Raw genomic sequence first — 18,202 nt, 5'->3', positions numbered from 1 at the left:
GATCACCTCTTTAATTTGGAAAATGTATTACCAGATCACCTTGCTTATCAAATGTTGCCACGCTTTGACATAAGTTATGGATGATATGTGCTTTAATGACATCTCGCATGGATTCAAAAGATGCCAATGCAACGCGGTGGTATTCAAAGATAGCATTACGCTGCCCATTTTGTCGGTTATTAATACTCCCACGCAGTTGTTGTAAATGATCGACTTGTTGTATCCAATTGCTGTCTATCGCTTTTAGAATCGCCTTCTGTACAAATCGCATAAACATGTATGAATCACCGATGACTTGCTGTTGTGCATCCAGTTGTTGTTCAAATAATGATACGAGATGTGCCACAACGGCTTGCTCACGATTTAAATCAATCTCTTCTAACTGCCCTGTATACTGGAAACTAATTTGCTGGTAAATATAATTGCGCAAGTTCTCTTCATCATTCAGAGATTGTTTGCGATACGCTTGATGGAATACTTCTGTCGCAAGCTGACGTAATGCCATCTTGTCGATATCCCATTGATTCAGCACACGGTCACGTTCTTCATAAATAATCTCACGTTGCGCACTCAAACTTTTTTCGTATTCATTCGCCATTTCTCGCATGGCAATCCCTTGCTCTTCAGACACACGCTGTGCACGTGTCACAATATGTTTTACACGCTGTTGGAATAGTCGACTCTCATCCAATCCTTGTTCGCTAATACGCTCAAGTTGTGTGCTGTCTAAAAGCTTACTCTTGCCCCAGCGTTGTACCACATAGTCTTCGAGCGAAATGTATATCTGAGATGAGCCGGGGTCACCTTGTCGGCCAGCACGTCCACGCAGCTGTCGATCAACACGGCTATTCTCCATATGCTCACTCACAATGACTGCCAGTCCACCGAGTTCTTTCACACCTTCTGCCAGTTTGATATCCGTTCCTCGACCTGCCATACTCGTCGCAACTGTGACCGCACCCAATTGTCCCGCTTCAGCAATCATCTGTGCTTCTTTTGCGACATTTTGTGCGATCAGCAAGTTATTGGGAATATCTCGGTCGAAAAACTGCATGGAAAAGTACTCAGCCAATTCAGCTGTTCGTGTGATAAGCAAGACAGGACGTTTCTTGTCATACAATTCACAGACACGATCAATAATCGCCGCATTTTTTGAAGCAATATCTTTAAAAACACGATCTGAGTAATCGATACGTTCAATCGGCTTGTCTGTCGGTATTTGCACAACAATTTTGCCATATAAATCGAAAAACTCTTTTTCTCCTAACTTACTCGTGCCAGACATTCCCGCAAACAGTGTGAATTGGTGAAATAAATTTTGGAAAGTAATCGATGCCATCGCACTCATATCTTTAGAAATATCGATGCCTTCTTTCGCTTCAATTGCTTGGTGCAAGCCTGATTGTAGCTTCGTTCCCGGCAACATTCTTCCCGTCACACGGTCAATCAGAACTACTTCCCCGTTAAAAATAAAGTAATCCAAGTTCGATTCAAACAGATAACGTGCACGCAATGCTAAGTTGATATTTCGTACGAGATCAAAAGTAACTGCATCATATATGTTTTCAACACCAAAATACGCATTCGCCGCCGCAATGCCTTCTGGCGTCAACCACACGGCCTTTTCTTTGGCGTTCAGTTCAAAATGTGTATCTTCTTCTAATGTTTCCACAAACGTCTTTGTAATACCAAATAAATTTGACTGTACACGTGGTGCACCTGAGATAACCAATGGTGTTTGTGCTGCATCTAAAATAATCGAATCTACTTCATCGATAATACCAAAGTATAAATCCGGTAAAAACTTCCCTTCTTGTCCATCTGCAAGATGATCGATGAGATAATCAAAGCCTAAGCGACCGTTCGTTGTGTATATAATATCATGTGCATAAATGGCTTTTTTCTCACCCGGCTTATATTCGTAATCAGGTTCATCGACAAAACCTAGCGAGATCGTCAATCCTAGCCATTTGAACAGTGGCGTCATTTCTTCACAGTCACGTGCTGCCAAATAATCATTCGTTGTAATCAAATACGCCCCTTTGCTCGTCAAACCATACAGATAGAGTGGCATCGTAGCAGTCAGTGTTTTCCCTTCACCTGTCTGCATTTCCGGCATATTACCTTCAGCCATTACAATAGCACCTAACACTTGGACTTCTTTCGGATACATCCCGAGCACACGCCAACTTGCTTCACGTGCAACCGCATACGCTTCGGGTAACAGATTCATCAATGATTCACCTTGTGCTAAACGCTCACGGAATTCGTGTGTCTTTGCTTGTAATGCGTCATCACTTAACGCACGACACGACTCATGCCAACTATTCACTTGGTTCAATCGCTTGGAGAGTTTGTTCAATCGGCTTTGATTAATGATCTGTTGAATAGAATGTTTCATTCCTGCATGCCCCCGTTCAATGACATTCTGTCCAAGTCACGCAAAGGTCGGCTTTCATGGAATAATGGCGCAACCAATTGATGTGGTGAGTGAGACATCGTACCATACTCATGAATCGTTGCCGCACTGTTATCTTGTATGTCGCTCTTTGAAGTTACCCATGCTGTTGCATCTAAAGTACTAGCCACTTGGTATGCCAATTGATTCGTGTATGATGTATAACCAATGACATTTAGTACATAACCACGAGTTAAAGGCTCTAAGCATGTCACTATGCGTTGTATATCATCTTGGTGGGCATGTTCAATCAGAATTATATTGTGCAATCCTTGTTGTGCATCACGAGATAGCCCCTGATCACCCACACAAATAATATTCATCGTCGATGTTTCAGATTGTTCATTCAAAATAGAAGAGATAGTCAATGCTCTATTTACCTTCATCTCTTGTTGCTCTGCAATAACAATCGCACGGAAACAGACAGATGTTGCAGCCGCATTGATCATTTGTATGTCATAAGAGAAGGCGTCATCAGGAAACGTCACATCCGCTTCGTGAGACTGAACAATGATATGCTCTAGTTCAACACCATTTCTCTTCTTAAAGTTAATTTTGAAGTACACCCCACCCGCTGGTTCGACATCAAAGTCAAAAGTAAAACGATACGTGCGACCATGTTTCAAAATGGGTAATTGTGGAAACGTCTTATCAGTACTGTAAACTGTCATCATCTTCCATTCATGAATGACACATCCAGAAGGCATCAATGCATTTTCAAAGTATGTCGCTTGTTCAGTTATTTCTAGACGCGTCCCATACATGAAAGTATCTGCTGTGACTTGCGTCCACGGTATCACTTGTTGCATCTTAACGCTCCCTTCCGAATTGACTTTCTAATATCAGATGATAGAAGTTCACAAACCAACTTGTAATCGTTGGTGAATCATCATTATGTCGACCAGGCACACCCCTTTGCATGACACGTGCATGTTGACGACTCAGTGTTGGCAATAACATATTAAACGCTTCTTTATCATAGTCATCATGCATCATATAGGAAATCGCAAAGGTCGTTTGAGAGAAGTCCGCTTGGTTAAAACACCGCCAAAACTTATCATTCAATCTCTGAATCGCTTCGGCAGATAGGTCACCTTCATTTTTTCGTAAAATATCAAGTGACGTACCAAAATCATTCGGTCTCACCAATGCCATATTCTTCGCAACAGTTCCGATATTAACTAGAGGTTTACCCACGATAATCGCTGCGGGGTTCAGCTGTGCCCCATAATATAGTGCGCCGAACGAGCCCATCGACAGTCCTGATAATATGAGCTCATTACTTTCAAAGCCTAACTCATCCAGTCTATCTTGAATAACCTGTTTAATCGCACTTTCATAAGACGGTGATCCGAGATAGAATGCGCCCCCTTCTACACGAGGATCACCGATTAAAATAAACGGTGCATTCAGTTGATTCATCATAAAAAAGCCTTCGAACCCTTCTGCTGAACGATACCCACTGAAATAAACGTTCAACGGCGGCTTCATATCTCCGGGATTATAATAATGAATGAACTCATTACGATTCTCGTCTGTATACCGTTCTCCACCTAGAATAAATTGTCCCATATCCAGACGTGACCAGCGCTTATGAACCGCACCCACTCGTATCGTGCCTGTTCCTTTTGCATGCATCGTCATAACAATATACGCGTCATCATCACGACTTGGAATTTCCAATGGTGTTTGTAAGTCTTCATGACGCAAGACAAATTGCTCATCCACTTTATCTATCGCATGAAATGATACGAGACGACAAACAAACTCAATCTCAACATTTCCAGTCAACGTATATTCCGGCCAGACTTGTATCACTTTATTTTTGTCATAGATGAGATGACGTTGCCATGTTAATAACGGCATCATGGTATCCCCAAACTGTCCTGATACCACAAAAGCATTATTCCCTTCATAATGTGCTGTTCCATCAAATGATCGAGACACCATACAAAACTTAGGTGAGATTTTGTCACCATATTGCCCGGGAAATGTTACTGCCTTTAACTTTTCTAATCGTTCCGCATCATCTTTATATATGAATGGTCTGATTATTTGTTGTTGAACAATCGGGTTTTGCGCATAACCTGTATCCCAATACGCTTGATCAATATAGGTAGTGTAAGGCGCACTTAATGTTTCTAAGACTTGAATGAACGCATCAGAAAATGGTGCTTGAACAAAGATAAAATCAAACGATCCTATCTCTGACAAGGCTTCCAGTATCGCTTCCGATTCCGTTATGACTTGCTCTGTCGTAACAAACTGCCAAAGTGTTTCTGACTGTTGTTGCATCATATCAGACAAGTCATGGTCTCCTATTTGTAATACTTTAAACTTACGCGCCATTACTTTCACCTTCAATCAATGCATCTAGTTGCGCAATAATCTTATCCGACGCATATTGTTTACCTAACTTCATTGCATAGGCATAAGACTGGTTCCAATTTTTCAATTGTTGCAAATAATAATCTAATGCACTAGATAATGCTGTATCATTCTCTAATACCATGCCGTTCATCTGATGTCGAACATAATCTGTCGCACGCATATTGATTTGTGGCAAACCGGCACTTAAGCAACTGATTTGTAAAAATAAGTCCGGTTCATATGACAGATCAATCATCACACGCAACGTCGCAAGTGCTTCAATCACATCCAGTTCAAATGGTACACTTTTCAGTTCCACAAATATCGTTGGTTCATCTTCCTTCATCAGTTCTCTAACCGCTTCTGATGTGTCACCTGGTTGTTGCAGTCGTACATTCAGTTCATCAACTTTCTGCGTCAACCATTGTGGCACCGTATATTTCTGACGTCGCGTTAACAATGTCAGTCGTAAAGCTGTATCTCGACGCATATAGTCAGCTAATTGTTCTAAAATCTGATCAAGTCGTGCATCTGCCAATCCATCTATCCATAATCCCACATACGTTTCATGTAACTGACTACTGATATTCGGTAATGTTTGCGCATCAAAAGGTGTAATACGCATTAATCGGTTCGTCAACTGATGTGTCACTCGATACCTAGCCAATCGCTGTTCATTCTCCAACGTATCAACCAGCCAACTTGCATCTTGATCCAATGTCTGAAGTTGTTCACCTGATTGAAATCGTTGTTGAAACACAGAATAACAACGGTTGTACGAAGAGAAAGTCTGAGCCAATGCCTCATTATGTCGCACATCCGCAGCAATCACGACGACATCTTGTTGTTCAAATGTACGATTACGATAGGATGTGACATATTCAAAAATAACCGTTTCCATAGATGGGTAATGACTTTGTGAAAACATAGACTGATACGGTGCATGCACTGTTACCTCACCACTCGATATCTCAACTTCTAGAATCCAATCTCCTGTATGAGTCAAATACTGTTGTTTCACATGTGTGCCGACTTTATTGTAAAAGTCGATACGTGAGACAAAACCACGATCGTCAACAATGTAACTATACTGCTTTGTTTCGGACTGATAGACTTCAATACTTGAAACATACCCTTCTTGGCTAAAGCGAATATTAGCATACCGATCATCAGGCATCAGTGCACGTATCATAGCTGGCAAATAGATGAATTCCGTCCCTTTTGGCCAATCCAATTGTCGATAATCAACAGCTTTCGGCGTCGCATGTTGAAACCCTTGAATTTCATCAAACACAGACCAATAGGTTGTATCGAATAATTCATAGCGATGTAAAAATGTGCGTAAGTTGGGCTTATAATTCAAGACAATCAGTTGAAACGGCTGTTCATTTTGATGATGCATAGACATCAAACTAATCATGTCATCGAAAGCAGTCGTCGATGATGTCTCTTCTATCTCACTATGCCACATAGGTTGCTGACTGTACCATGCAGGTATGAAATATTTCATAAAATTCTCCTTACCAATACTTTGTTAAAAATGGTTTATATTTGTCGAAATAAAAATAGGTTCGAATGGTTTCTGCAATATTGATGCTGATATACATCATAATCATCATTTGAATAACGAAATAAATCTGTTGAGAGAACTGTGGCACTAACAATGACAAATACAATGGCCCACCAATAATGACACCAATCATGAGTGCACCTGTCCAACAGATAATACGTGCTTTGTGGTTTAAATAATGCTCCGTTTCTATCCCCGGTGCGACACCTTCAAAATAATTGCCAGATTTCAAAAATTCTTTGGACTTCTGTTTCGTATTAATTAACAACCGTGACAACGCATAACTCAGGACTACTTGCAATACGATATAAATGGTTACACCTATCGGATGACCAAGCTCTATAATATGAAGTGGCTGTTCTCGGCCAATAACAAGGTAAGCAATTACATTTACTAAACTACTTAATAAGATAAACACCGATAAACTAATCATAATCGAAATACTGCCAGCAGGATTTAATTTCCATGCGACAAAAGTTTGGGTATTATTTTGCGTGACTTGCATAATATCACGGTATGGCAAGCGATATTCAACCAACTCAATGCATAACAGAATCAGCATAACCAACATGATAAGTACTAAAATAGTCCCCATAACAATATGATCCATAGACGCTGGATTTCCGTGATGACGAAGTGTTGAACGAACGATACTTAACAAGACAATCGGCATCGCTCCGGCAATACCATAATGGATATTTTGATCCGCTAGCCATATCAACAACATCGTTCCTGTCACAATAATGAGTAACAGAACCACAATCGTTGTCCAGTCCGCCTGTTTCATTTCTACATGACGTGAAATCACAAAAAGCCCTTGCACTATACTAAAAGCCAATGCAAGTAGCTTTTCTTGATAGTGCTTCTCTTTACGCGTCATCTGCATCATTTTTTCTACATTTTTATAACGCAATAGCATTAAAACCACCATTGCCGTTAACCATGGACCGAGTCCGAGAGAAAAAATGTTGAGATTCTGAATATCACCACCGACATTCGTAACCGCAAGTTCATAAAATGACTGCTTGCCGTTCTCCAATTTTGATTGACTCAAAATAGGGATACGACTACCCAATATGTATATAAATAAAATCACTAATGTAAATGCTAACCGCTTGTATACAATTTTATATTCGTATTGACGTAAGATGCGATGTAATAAGTTGTTCTTCACGTTAAACCTCTTTTTAAAACATGGTATCGAAGAGGCAAACACTCACCGAGAGTGCTGCCTCTTCAACGCATGTCATATTATTCTTTATTACTTAGATTGTTCTTTATTTTGCCCTTTTTTAGACTTTCTAAACAATCCTAATCCTGCAAGTAACGCTGCAACGCCACCCATCAAACCATAGTTATTATCTGATGTTGCTTGTCCAGTTTCAGGAAGTTCACCTTTAGCCGAATCTGTCATAGACGTGCTATGAGTTGCTTGGCTTTGAGACATAGATTCACTTGTATTCATTGATGTTGACGTACTTGTTGACATTGAACCATTCATACTTGTTGAAGTTGAGGTGCTCATTGATGTCGAATTGCTTACGCTCACTGACATTGAAGTACTCATGCTTGTTGAAGCTGATGTACTCATTGATGCTGAGTTACTTTCAGAAATTGATGTGCTTTCTGATAATGAAGCCGAAGCACTTATCGATGCTGAATCAGATTCGCTTACTGATGTCGATTCAGATACTGATTCACTTTCTGATAATGATGCGCTCATTGATAATGATGCACTTTCACTTTCTGATAATGATGTACTCATGCTTGTTGACGCACTCGTGCTATCTGATACTGACGTACTCATGCTCATTGACTCACTATTGCTCAACGATTCACTGTTGCTTAGTGACTCGCTATTACTCAATGATTCACTGTTACTTAATGATTCACTATTACTCAACGATTCACTATTGCTTAATGACTCACTATTGCTCATTGACTCACTATTACTCATTGACTCACTATTACTCATTGACTCACTATTACTCATTGACTCACTATTACTCATTGACTCACTATTACTCATTGACTCACTATTACTCAACGATTCGCTGTTGCTTAGTGATTCCCTGTTGCTGAGCGAGTCGCTGTTGCTTAATGATTCGCTGTTACTCAACGAGTCGCTATTACTCAACGAGTCACTATTGCTTATTGATTCACTATTACTCAATGATTCGCTATTACTCAATGATTCGCTATTACTCAATGATCCACTGTTGCTTAATGACTCACTATTGCTCAATGATTCGCTGTTACTTAATGACCCACTGTTGCTTAGTGACTCGCTATTACTCAATGATTCACTATTACTTAATGACTCGCTATTGCTTAATGACTCGCTATTGCTTAATGACTCACTATTACTCATTGACTCACTATTGCTCAACGATTCACTATTGCTTAATGACTCACTATTGCTCAACGAGTCGCTGTTGCTCAACGAGTCGCTGTTGCTTAATGATCCACTATTGCTTAATGACTCGCTGTTACTCATTGATTCGCTATTACTTAATGACTCACTATTGCTCATTGACTCACTATTGCTCATTGACTCACTATTGCTCATTGACTCACTATTGCTCAATGATTCACTATTACTTAACGACTCACTATTACTTAATGATTCACTATTGCTTAATGATCCACTATTACTTAATGATTCGCTATTATTCAACGATTCACTGTTACTCAACGAGTCGCTGTTACTTAATGACTCACTATTACTCAACGAGTCGCTGTTGCTCATTGATTCGCTGTTACTTAATGATTCACTGTTGCTTAACGACTCACTGTTACTTAATGACTCACTATTACTCAACGAGTCGCTGTTGCTCATTGATTCGCTGTTACTTAATGATTCACTGTTGCTTAACGACTCACTGTTGCTAAGCGATTCGCTATTGCTGTGCGACTCACTATTACTTAATGATTCACTATTACTTAGTGATTCGCTATTACTCATTGATTCGCTGTTGCTTAACGACTCACTGTTACTTAATGATTCGCTATTACTCAACGATTCGCTGTTACTTAATGATTCACTGTTGCTTAACGACTCACTGTTGCTAAGCGATTCGCTATTGCTGTGCGACTCACTATTACTTAATGATTCACTATTACTTAGTGATTCGCTATTACTCATTGATTCGCTGTTGCTTAACGACTCACTGTTACTTAATGATTCGCTATTACTCAACGATTCGCTGTTACTTAATGATTCACTGTTGCTTAACGACTCACTGTTGCTAAGCGATTCGCTATTGCTGTGCGACTCACTATTACTTAATGATTCACTATTACTTAGTGATTCGCTATTACTATTACTCATTGATTCGCTGTTGCTTAACGACTCACTGTTACTTAATGATTCGCTATTACTCATTGATTCGCTATTGCTTATTGATTCACTATTGCTTAATGATTCGCTATTGCTTATTGATTCGCTGTTACTTAATGACTCACTGTTGCTCAATGATTCACTGTTGCTCAATGATTCACTGTTGCTCAATGATTCACTGTTGCTGAGCGACTCGCTGTTGCTTAATGATTCACTGTTGCTTAACGACTCACTATTGCTCAATGACTCACTATTGCTCAATGATTCACTATTGCTTAATGATTCGCTGTTACTTAATGACTCACTGTTGCTTAACGACTCACTGTTACTCAACGAGTCGCTGTTACTCAATGACTCACTATTACTCAATGATTCACTATTACTTAATGACTCACTGTTGCTGTGCGACTCACTATTACTTAATGATTCGCTGTTGCTTAATGATTTACTGTTACTTAACGACTCACTATTACTCAATGACTCACTATTACTCAATGATTCACTATTACTCAATGATTCGCTGTTACTCAATGATTCACTGTTGCTCAATGATTCGCTATTGCTTAATGACTCACTGTTACTTAATGATCCACTATTGCTTAATGATTCACTGTTGCTTAGTGATTCACTGTTGCTTAGTGATTCACTGTTACTCAATGATTCACTGTTACTCAATGATTCACTGTTGCTTAATGATTCACTGTTGCTTAGTGATTCGCTATTGCTTAATGACTCACTATTACTCAATGATTCACTATTGCTTAATGACTCACTGTTGCTTAATGACTCACTGTTGCTTAATGACTCACTATTACTCAACGATTCACTGTTGCTCAACGATTCGCTGTTACTCAATGACTCACTATTACTCAATGATTCACTGTTACTCAATGATTCACTGTTGCTTAATGATTCACTGTTGCTTAATGATTCACTGTTGCTTAGTGATTCGCTGTTGCTTAACGACTCACTATTACTTAATGATTCACTATTACTCAACGATTCACTGTTGCTTAATGATTCGCTGTTACTCAACGATTCACTGTTACTCAATGATTCACTGTTACTCAATGATTCACTGTTACTCAATGATTCACTGTTACTCAATGATTCACTGTTACTCAATGATTCACTGTTACTCAATGATTCACTGTTACTCAATGATTCACTGTTACTCAATGATTCACTGTTACTCAATGATTCACTGTTACTCAATGATTCACTGTTACTCAATGATTCACTGTTACTCAATGATTCACTGTTACTCAATGATTCACTGTTACTCAATGATTCGCTATTACTCATTGATTCGCTATTACTTAATGACTCACTGTTGCTGTGCGACTCACTATTACTCAACGACTCACTGTTGCTTAATGATTCACTGTTACTCAACGATTCGCTGTTACTCAATGACTCACTATTACTCAATGATTCACTGTTACTCAATGATTCACTGTTGCTTAATGATTCACTGTTGCTTAGTGATTCGCTGTTGCTTAACGACTCACTATTACTTAATGATTCACTATTACTCAACGATTCACTGTTGCTTAATGATTCGCTGTTACTCAACGATTCACTGTTACTCAATGATTCACTGTTACTCAATGATTCACTGTTACTCAATGATTCACTGTTACTCAATGATTCACTGTTACTCAATGATTCACTGTTACTCAATGATTCACTGTTACTCAATGATTCGCTATTACTCAACGATTCACTATTGCTTAATGACTCACTATTGCTTAATGACTCACTATTGCTTAATGACTCACTATTGCTTAATGACTCACTATTGCTTAATGACTCACTATTGTTTAATGATTCGCTATTACTCATTGATTCGCTATTACTTAATGACTCACTGTTGCTTAGTGACTCGCTATTACTCATTGATTCACTATTACTTAATGACTCACTATTGCTCATTGACTCACTATTACTCAATGATTCGCTGTTGCTTAACGATTCGCTATTGCTTATTGACGTGCTTGCTGATTTACTTAATGATTCACTGTTGCTTAGTGATTCGCTGTTGCTCAATGATTCACTATTGCTTAACGATTCACTGTTACTTAATGATTCACTGTTGCTTAGTGATTCGCTGTTGCTCAATGATTCACTATTGCTTAACGATTCACTGTTACTTAACGACTCACTATTACTCAATGACTCACTATTACTCAACGATTCACTGTTACTCAACGAGTCGCTGTTACTTAATGACTCACTATTACTTAATGACTCACTATTACTTAATGACTCACTATTACTTAATGACTCACTATTACTTAATGACTCACTATTACTTAATGACTCACTATTGCTTAATGACTCACTGTTACTCAATGATTCGCTATTGCTTAACGATTCACTGTTGCTCAATGATTCGCTATTGCTTAATGACTCACTGTTACTTAATGATCCACTATTGCTTAATGATTCACTGTTGCTTAGTGATTCACTGTTGCTTAGTGATTCACTATTACTCAACGATTCACTGTTGCTTAATGATTCGCTGTTACTCAACGATTCACTGTTACTCAATGATTCACTATTGCTTAATGACTCACTGTTGCTTATTGACGTGCTTGCTGATTTACTTGTTGACTCACTGTTGCTTAACGATTCGCTATTGCTCAATGATTCGCTATTACTTAACGACTCGCTATTGCTTAATGATTCACTGTTGCTTAATGATTCGCTGTTACTTAATGACTCACTATTGCTTAATGACTCACTATTGCTTAATGACTCACTATTGCTTAATGATTCACTGTTGCTCAATGATTCACTGTTGCTTAGTGATTCGCTGTTGCTTAGTGATTCGCTATTGCTTATTGACGTACTTGCTGACTTGCTTGTCGATGTGCTTAAACTTTCGCTTGCCGATTTACTTGTACTTTCACTTTCGCTATTTGAAACACTTGTACTTGCTGACTTGCTTGTCGATACACTTACGCTTTCGCTTGCCGATTTACTTGTGCTTTCACTTTCGCTATTCGAAACGCTCGTACTTGCTGATTTACTTGTCGACGTGCTTATGCTTTCGCTTGCCGATTTACTTGTACTTTCACTTTGGCTGTTCGAAACGCTCGTGCTTGCTGATTTACTTGTCGACGTGCTTATGCTTTCGCTTGTCAATTTACTTGTGCTTTCACTTTCGCTATTTGATACGCTTGTGCTTGCTGACTTACTTGTCGACGTGCTTATGCTTTCGCTTGCCGATTTACTTGTACTTTCACTTTGGCTGTTCGCAATACTTGTACTTGCTGACTTACTAACTGATGCACTTTCACTTTGACTATTCGCCACGCTTGTACTTGCTGACTTACTAACTGATGCACTTGTACTCTGACTATTCACAAGGCTTGTACTTGCTGACTTACTAACTGATGCACTTTCGCTTTGGCTATTCACAAGGCTTGTACTTACCGATTTACTCATCGATACACTTTCACTCAACGATGTTGATTTGCTTACACTCTCACTTTGACTATTTGAAAGACTTGTACTTGCTGACTTGCTTGTTGATGTGCTTAAACTTTCACTTGACGATTTACTTGTACTTGCACTTTGGCTATTCACAAGGCTTGTACTTGCTGACTTACTAACTGATGCACTTTCACTTTGACTATTCGCCACGCTTGTACTTGCCGACTTACTCGTCGATGTACTTAGGCTTTCGCTTGCTGATTTGCTTGTTGACGTACTTACGCTCTCGCTAGCTAATTTACTTGCGCTCTCACTTTCGCTATTTGATACGCTCGTACTTGCTGACTTGCTTGTCGATGTACTTAGGCTTTCGCTTGCTGATTTACTTGTGCTGGCTGACTTGCTTGTCGATGTACTTTCACTTTGACTATTCGCAAGACTTGTACTCGCTGATTTACTTACTGATGCACTTTCACTTTGGCTATTCGCAAGGCTTGTACTTGCCGACTTACTCGTCGATGCGCTTGTACTCTGACTATTTACAAGGCTTGTACTTGACGACTTACTCGTCGATACACTTTCACTTTGACTATTCGCAAGGCTTGTACTCACTGATTTACTTGCTGATGCACTTTCACTTTGGCTATTCGCAAGACTTGTACTTGCTGACTTACTCGTCGATGTACTTGTACTCAATGATGCTGATTTGCTTGTCGATGTTGACTCACTTTCACTTAATGATGTTGATTTACTTACTGATACTGATTCGCTCTCGCTTACTGACGTCGACTTGCTTGTCGATGTACTTAAACTTTCGCTAGCCAATTTACTTGTGCTGGCTGACTTACTGGCTGATGCACTTTCACTTTGACTATTCGCAAGACTTGTACTCGCTGATTTACTTACTGATGCACTTTCACTTTGGCTATTCGCAATACTCGTGCTTGCTGACTTACTTGTCGACGCACTTATGCTCTCACTATTTACTTTACTTGTACTCGCACTTTGGCTGCCTGCAATACTTTGTGAGGTACTAGCACTCTGGCTGTTCACTAAACTTGTGCTCGCACTTTGACTATTCGCTTGGCTTACACTTGTCGATACAGATCTACTTGTTGAAGCTTTTGACTCACTTTCTTGTAGTGATTGACTCTGTGATGTGCTTGAAACCGGTTCCGTTCCAGTCACTGTGTCTTTGAAATAATTGTTAACGGCATATAGTGATCCATCTTGTGCCGCAAAAGGTTTGAATGTCCATGTTGTATCACCAGATGGATTATTGATAGGCACCGTAATAGTGGTTGTCTGACCATAACCATTGTTCACTTGGGTACCACCCATTGCTTGTGTATCCCACCAATAGTCACCAGTTTTCTGATCAAGGTTAACTGCCGGATTACTTACAGGTGGTCTAGATAAATATGTACCATTAAACCCTGTTGTATATCCATTTTGTGCCGTTGTTGGTGAACCATAGGCATTTCCTAACGATAACATTGGATAAATACTATCCAGTGATGTCGCAACAGCTTGTCTCGTTGATACTAATGGATTTGGTTTCTCAATCGTTGCTGTATTCGGGTTATCATACGATACCGTGTATTGGAACGTCATGTTTTTCCCATCACTCGTTACTTTCAAATGGTAATAGACAGGAAGCTTAAATACTGTATCGTACCCTGTACCAATAAATACTTGTTCTGTCGGCACAGTTGTTGCTGCACGTGATAATGAATAATTCATCGAACGGAATGCTGAGCCACTTAAGTTTTGAATCTGTGTCTTGATTGCTTGAGACGTTGATGTAGACTGAGAAGTTGTCACTTCTGCTGTTGTTGAATTATTTAATGCAACTTGCATCGTTGAAGATGCTACTTTTTGTTCAGAAGTCTGTATTTTTTCTGATGTGATATCTTTATTTGTAGTTTCTAATTGTGATTGATACACACTTGTTGATTGTGAAGCTTTTTCATTTTCAGACTGTGATAATGACTTCGATTCTGACTCTGATAAACTTGCTTGATTTTCAGAATCTACTTTTTCACTTTCTGCAGATGTACTTTCTGACGTCATAACTTCGCTTTCTTCTGAAGTTTGACTATCACTTGCGATTTGAGATTCACTTGCTTCTGATGGTTGTTCGCTTTCAACCGTTGATTGTGATTGTTGAATCACAACAGATGTTTGATCACCCACTGTTTGGCTATTCATTGCCAATTCAGATGTGACTGGCGTTTCAGATGCTGCTAATGCTTGGTGATCATGCAACATGTTCACTGTAAATAATCCACCTGTAATGGCTGTCGTCTTGAGTGCATTATCTTTGATGAGTGTTCCGACATTTGTTTTGTCATTTTGCTCTTTATCAACCTTGTCTGTCACAAAAGACAAGCCTAACATTTTAAGTAATTGAATCTCTTTTAAACCTGCTTTAACCCAGTTTTTACCAGATTTATACAGCTTTACTCTTGCTTTTTCTTCCCTAAGACTTTTATTGAATTCCCTTGTTTTTCTCGTCATTGCAAAACTCCCATTACAAATTTTCTCCCAATATAAAGGTATATTTAAGGACATATCATTATATTGATATTGCTCAATGATAAAAACATTTATATATTGCGGTCAACATAAATGAAATTTGTAAATTTTTCCATTTAATTATCATTAAAAAAGTAAACTTGTAGAAATCCTTATTTTTCAACCTTTAAAACATTTTTATCGCTTTAATACGACAAGCCTTTTATGCAAGTTTGTGTAAACGCACTAATAAGATATCGCTTCCAAAATACATCATGTAAAAATACAAAAAACATTCTAAATCTCTATATGTAAATCATAACGCCTTATCTCACAAATCAAAGGGACACAAAAGTTATCCTCATATATTTCATAATGAATAAAAAGCCACTTATTTATGTAAGTATACAAAATCCAATCATATAGGAATTTCTTAATACTAACGCTTAAAAACATTGCCTTCACGCCTTTTATCAACATATGTTACGATGAATATATGATTATGATTCACTAAAATGGAGTGATAGAAATGGATAATGTCATCACACAACTAAAAGAAATTGTAGATGCTTCTGAGCGAATTGTATTCTTTACAGGAGCGGGTGTCTCTGTCGCAAGTGGGATTCCCGACTTCCGATCAGCAGGTGGTTTATATGATGCAATTGAACAAAAGGGAGCCTCACCAGAATACTTATTAAGCCATGATTATTTGAGGGAAGATCCTGTTGGTTTTATGGAATTTTGTCATCAATACTTACTCTTTGCGGACAAAAAGCCAAATCCTGTACACGAATGGATGGCACAGTTAGAGGCGCAAGGGCACTCTCTCGGAGTCATTACACAAAATATCGACGGCTTACATTCCGATGCAGGGAGTCAAAAAGTGGATGAATTGCATGGTACGCTCAATCGTTTCTACTGTATACAAGATAGTCATACGTATACAAAGTCTGAAGTAATCGACCAATATCTATTACGTTGTCCAGAGTCCAATGGCCCGATTCGCCCGGATATTGTTCTATATGGTGAGATGCTGAATGAACAAACCATTTTCAGTGCATTGAACAAGTTACAGAAGGCTGACACACTCATTGTGTTAGGTTCTTCACTGCTTGTACAGCCAGCTTCCGGTCTTATATCGAACTTTACCGGTCAGAATCTCGTCATTATCAACCGAGATCCAACACCTTTCGATCGTAACGCACAACTCGTCATTCACGATGATATGGTCTCTGTCATTAAACAACTACAAAACCATCAATAAACACATAAAAAACCTCTATCCAGAACGATAGAGGTTTTTCTTATCATTATTTCAATTCTGCTAAATAGCTACGTCCAAATTCTGGTAATTCAACACCGAAGTTATCCGCAATTGTTGCGCCAATTGAGCTAAATGTTGTGTCGCCTTCAAGGGCTGCACCACCCTTGAACTTCGGACTGTAAAACAATACCGGAATATATTCACGTGTATGGTCTGTCCCATCCGCTGTCGGGTCATTACCGTGATCAGCTGTAATGATCAACAAGTCGTCTTCACGCATGTTGTCTAACAGTTCAGGCAAACGTTCGTCGAAATCCTTCAACGCTTGCGCATAGCCTGGCTTGTCTCTACGATGACCGTAGAGCGCATCAAAGTCTACCAAGTTCAAGAAACTCAAGCCTTTGAAATCCTTCTTCACAACGTTCATCAGCTGATCCATACCGTCCATGTTGCTCTTCGTGCGGATCGCTTCCGTCACACCTTCACCGTCATAGATGTCATTAATCTTACCAATCGCAATGACATCATGATCGGTATCCTTCAATGTATTCATCACCGTACGGCCGAATGGTTTCAATGCGTAGTCGTGACGGTTACTCGTACGTGTGAAGTTACCTGGTTCACCCACATATGGACGGGCAATAATACGTCCGATTAAGTATTTCGGATCTTTCGTTAATTCACGGACTTTCTCACAAATATCATACAATTCTTCAAGTGGAATAATGTCTTCATGTGCCGCGATTTGTAACACAGGGTCTGCAGATGTGTAGACGATCAAGTCGCCTGTTTCCATCTGATGCGCCCCCCACTCGTCAATGATTTGTGTTCCTGATGCTGGACGGTTCGCTACGACTTTACGTCCTGTCAGGCGTTCGATTTCTGAAACAAGTTCATCTGGAAAGCCGTTCGGGTACACTTTGAATGGTTCGTTAATATTCAAGCCCATGATTTCCCAGTGACCCGTCATCGTGTCTTTCCCAACAGATGCTTCGCTCATCTTCGTATAGTACGCCGTTGGGGCATCGACACGCCCAACGACTGGTAAGTCATCGATATTACCGAGTCCGAGGCGTTCTAAGTTTGGTAATGTTTGATCAAAGCCTTCTAATGTATGTTTTAACGTATGTGACCCTTCATCGTTGAACGCTTTCGCATCAGGCGCTTCCCCGATACCGACAGAGTCCATAACGATTAAATGGACACGTTGAAATGGTACTGTCATCACAATCACTCCTTATT

At 39.4% G+C, this 18,202-nt stretch carries 8 protein-coding genes; 1 reads left to right on the top strand and 7 read right to left on the bottom strand.

Going from position 1 to position 18,202, the window contains the following annotated elements; all coding sequences use genetic code 11:
• Positions 1-10: 10 nt before the first annotated feature.
• The 6 genes from secA2 to C7J88_RS07610 all read right to left on the bottom strand — a co-directional run bounded on the left by secA2 (position 11) and on the right by C7J88_RS07610 (position 15,699).
• The gene (secA2, locus tag C7J88_RS07635; protein ID WP_095115057.1) at positions 11-2,401 is read right to left on the bottom strand and encodes an accessory Sec system translocase SecA2; all 2,391 of its coding nucleotides are present in this window, start codon (positions 2,399-2,401) and stop codon (positions 11-13) included.
• Positions 2,398-3,267, bottom strand: coding sequence for an accessory Sec system protein Asp3 (gene asp3, locus C7J88_RS07630; protein WP_095115055.1), 870 nt, complete (start codon positions 3,265-3,267; stop codon positions 2,398-2,400). Before asp3 ends, secA2 begins: the two co-directional genes overlap by 4 nt.
• Position 3,268: 1 nt before the next feature.
• A complete protein-coding gene (gene asp2 / locus C7J88_RS07625) occupies positions 3,269-4,807 on the bottom strand; it encodes an accessory Sec system protein Asp2 (RefSeq protein WP_095115054.1) in 1,539 nt (512 codons plus the stop codon).
• Entirely contained in the window at positions 4,797-6,338 is a 1,542-nt protein-coding gene (asp1, locus tag C7J88_RS07620) for an accessory Sec system protein Asp1 (RefSeq protein WP_095115052.1), read from the bottom strand. The genes asp2 and asp1 overlap by 11 nt, the downstream gene beginning before the upstream one ends.
• Before the next feature lie 10 nt (positions 6,339-6,348).
• A complete protein-coding gene (secY2, locus tag C7J88_RS07615; protein ID WP_095115051.1) occupies positions 6,349-7,572 on the bottom strand; it encodes an accessory Sec system protein translocase subunit SecY2 in 1,224 nt (407 codons plus the stop codon).
• Positions 7,573-7,659: 87 nt separating this feature from the next.
• The gene (locus C7J88_RS07610; protein WP_159031413.1) at positions 7,660-15,699 is read right to left on the bottom strand and encodes a KxYKxGKxW signal peptide domain-containing protein; all 8,040 of its coding nucleotides are present in this window, start codon (positions 15,697-15,699) and stop codon (positions 7,660-7,662) included.
• Between the two features lie 526 nt (positions 15,700-16,225).
• Here C7J88_RS07610 and C7J88_RS07605 point away from each other — a divergent pair.
• Complete coding sequence (locus C7J88_RS07605; RefSeq protein WP_095115047.1) at positions 16,226-16,960, top strand: NAD-dependent protein deacylase; 735 nt, start codon at positions 16,226-16,228, stop codon at positions 16,958-16,960.
• Positions 16,961-17,006: 46 nt separating this feature from the next.
• Here the strand turns inward: C7J88_RS07605 and deoB are convergent, their stop codons facing one another.
• Positions 17,007-18,185, bottom strand: a complete 1,179-nt coding sequence (deoB, locus tag C7J88_RS07600) for a phosphopentomutase (protein ID WP_095115045.1) — start codon at positions 18,183-18,185, stop codon at positions 17,007-17,009.
• Between the last annotated feature and the right edge of the window lie 17 nt (positions 18,186-18,202).

Source organism: Staphylococcus muscae, assembly GCF_003019275.1.
In the GTDB taxonomy this organism is placed as follows: Bacteria; Bacillota; Bacilli; order Staphylococcales; family Staphylococcaceae; genus Staphylococcus; species Staphylococcus muscae.
Note: the sequence above shows the minus strand (reverse complement) of the source record. Positions and strands in the feature narration are given on the sequence as shown.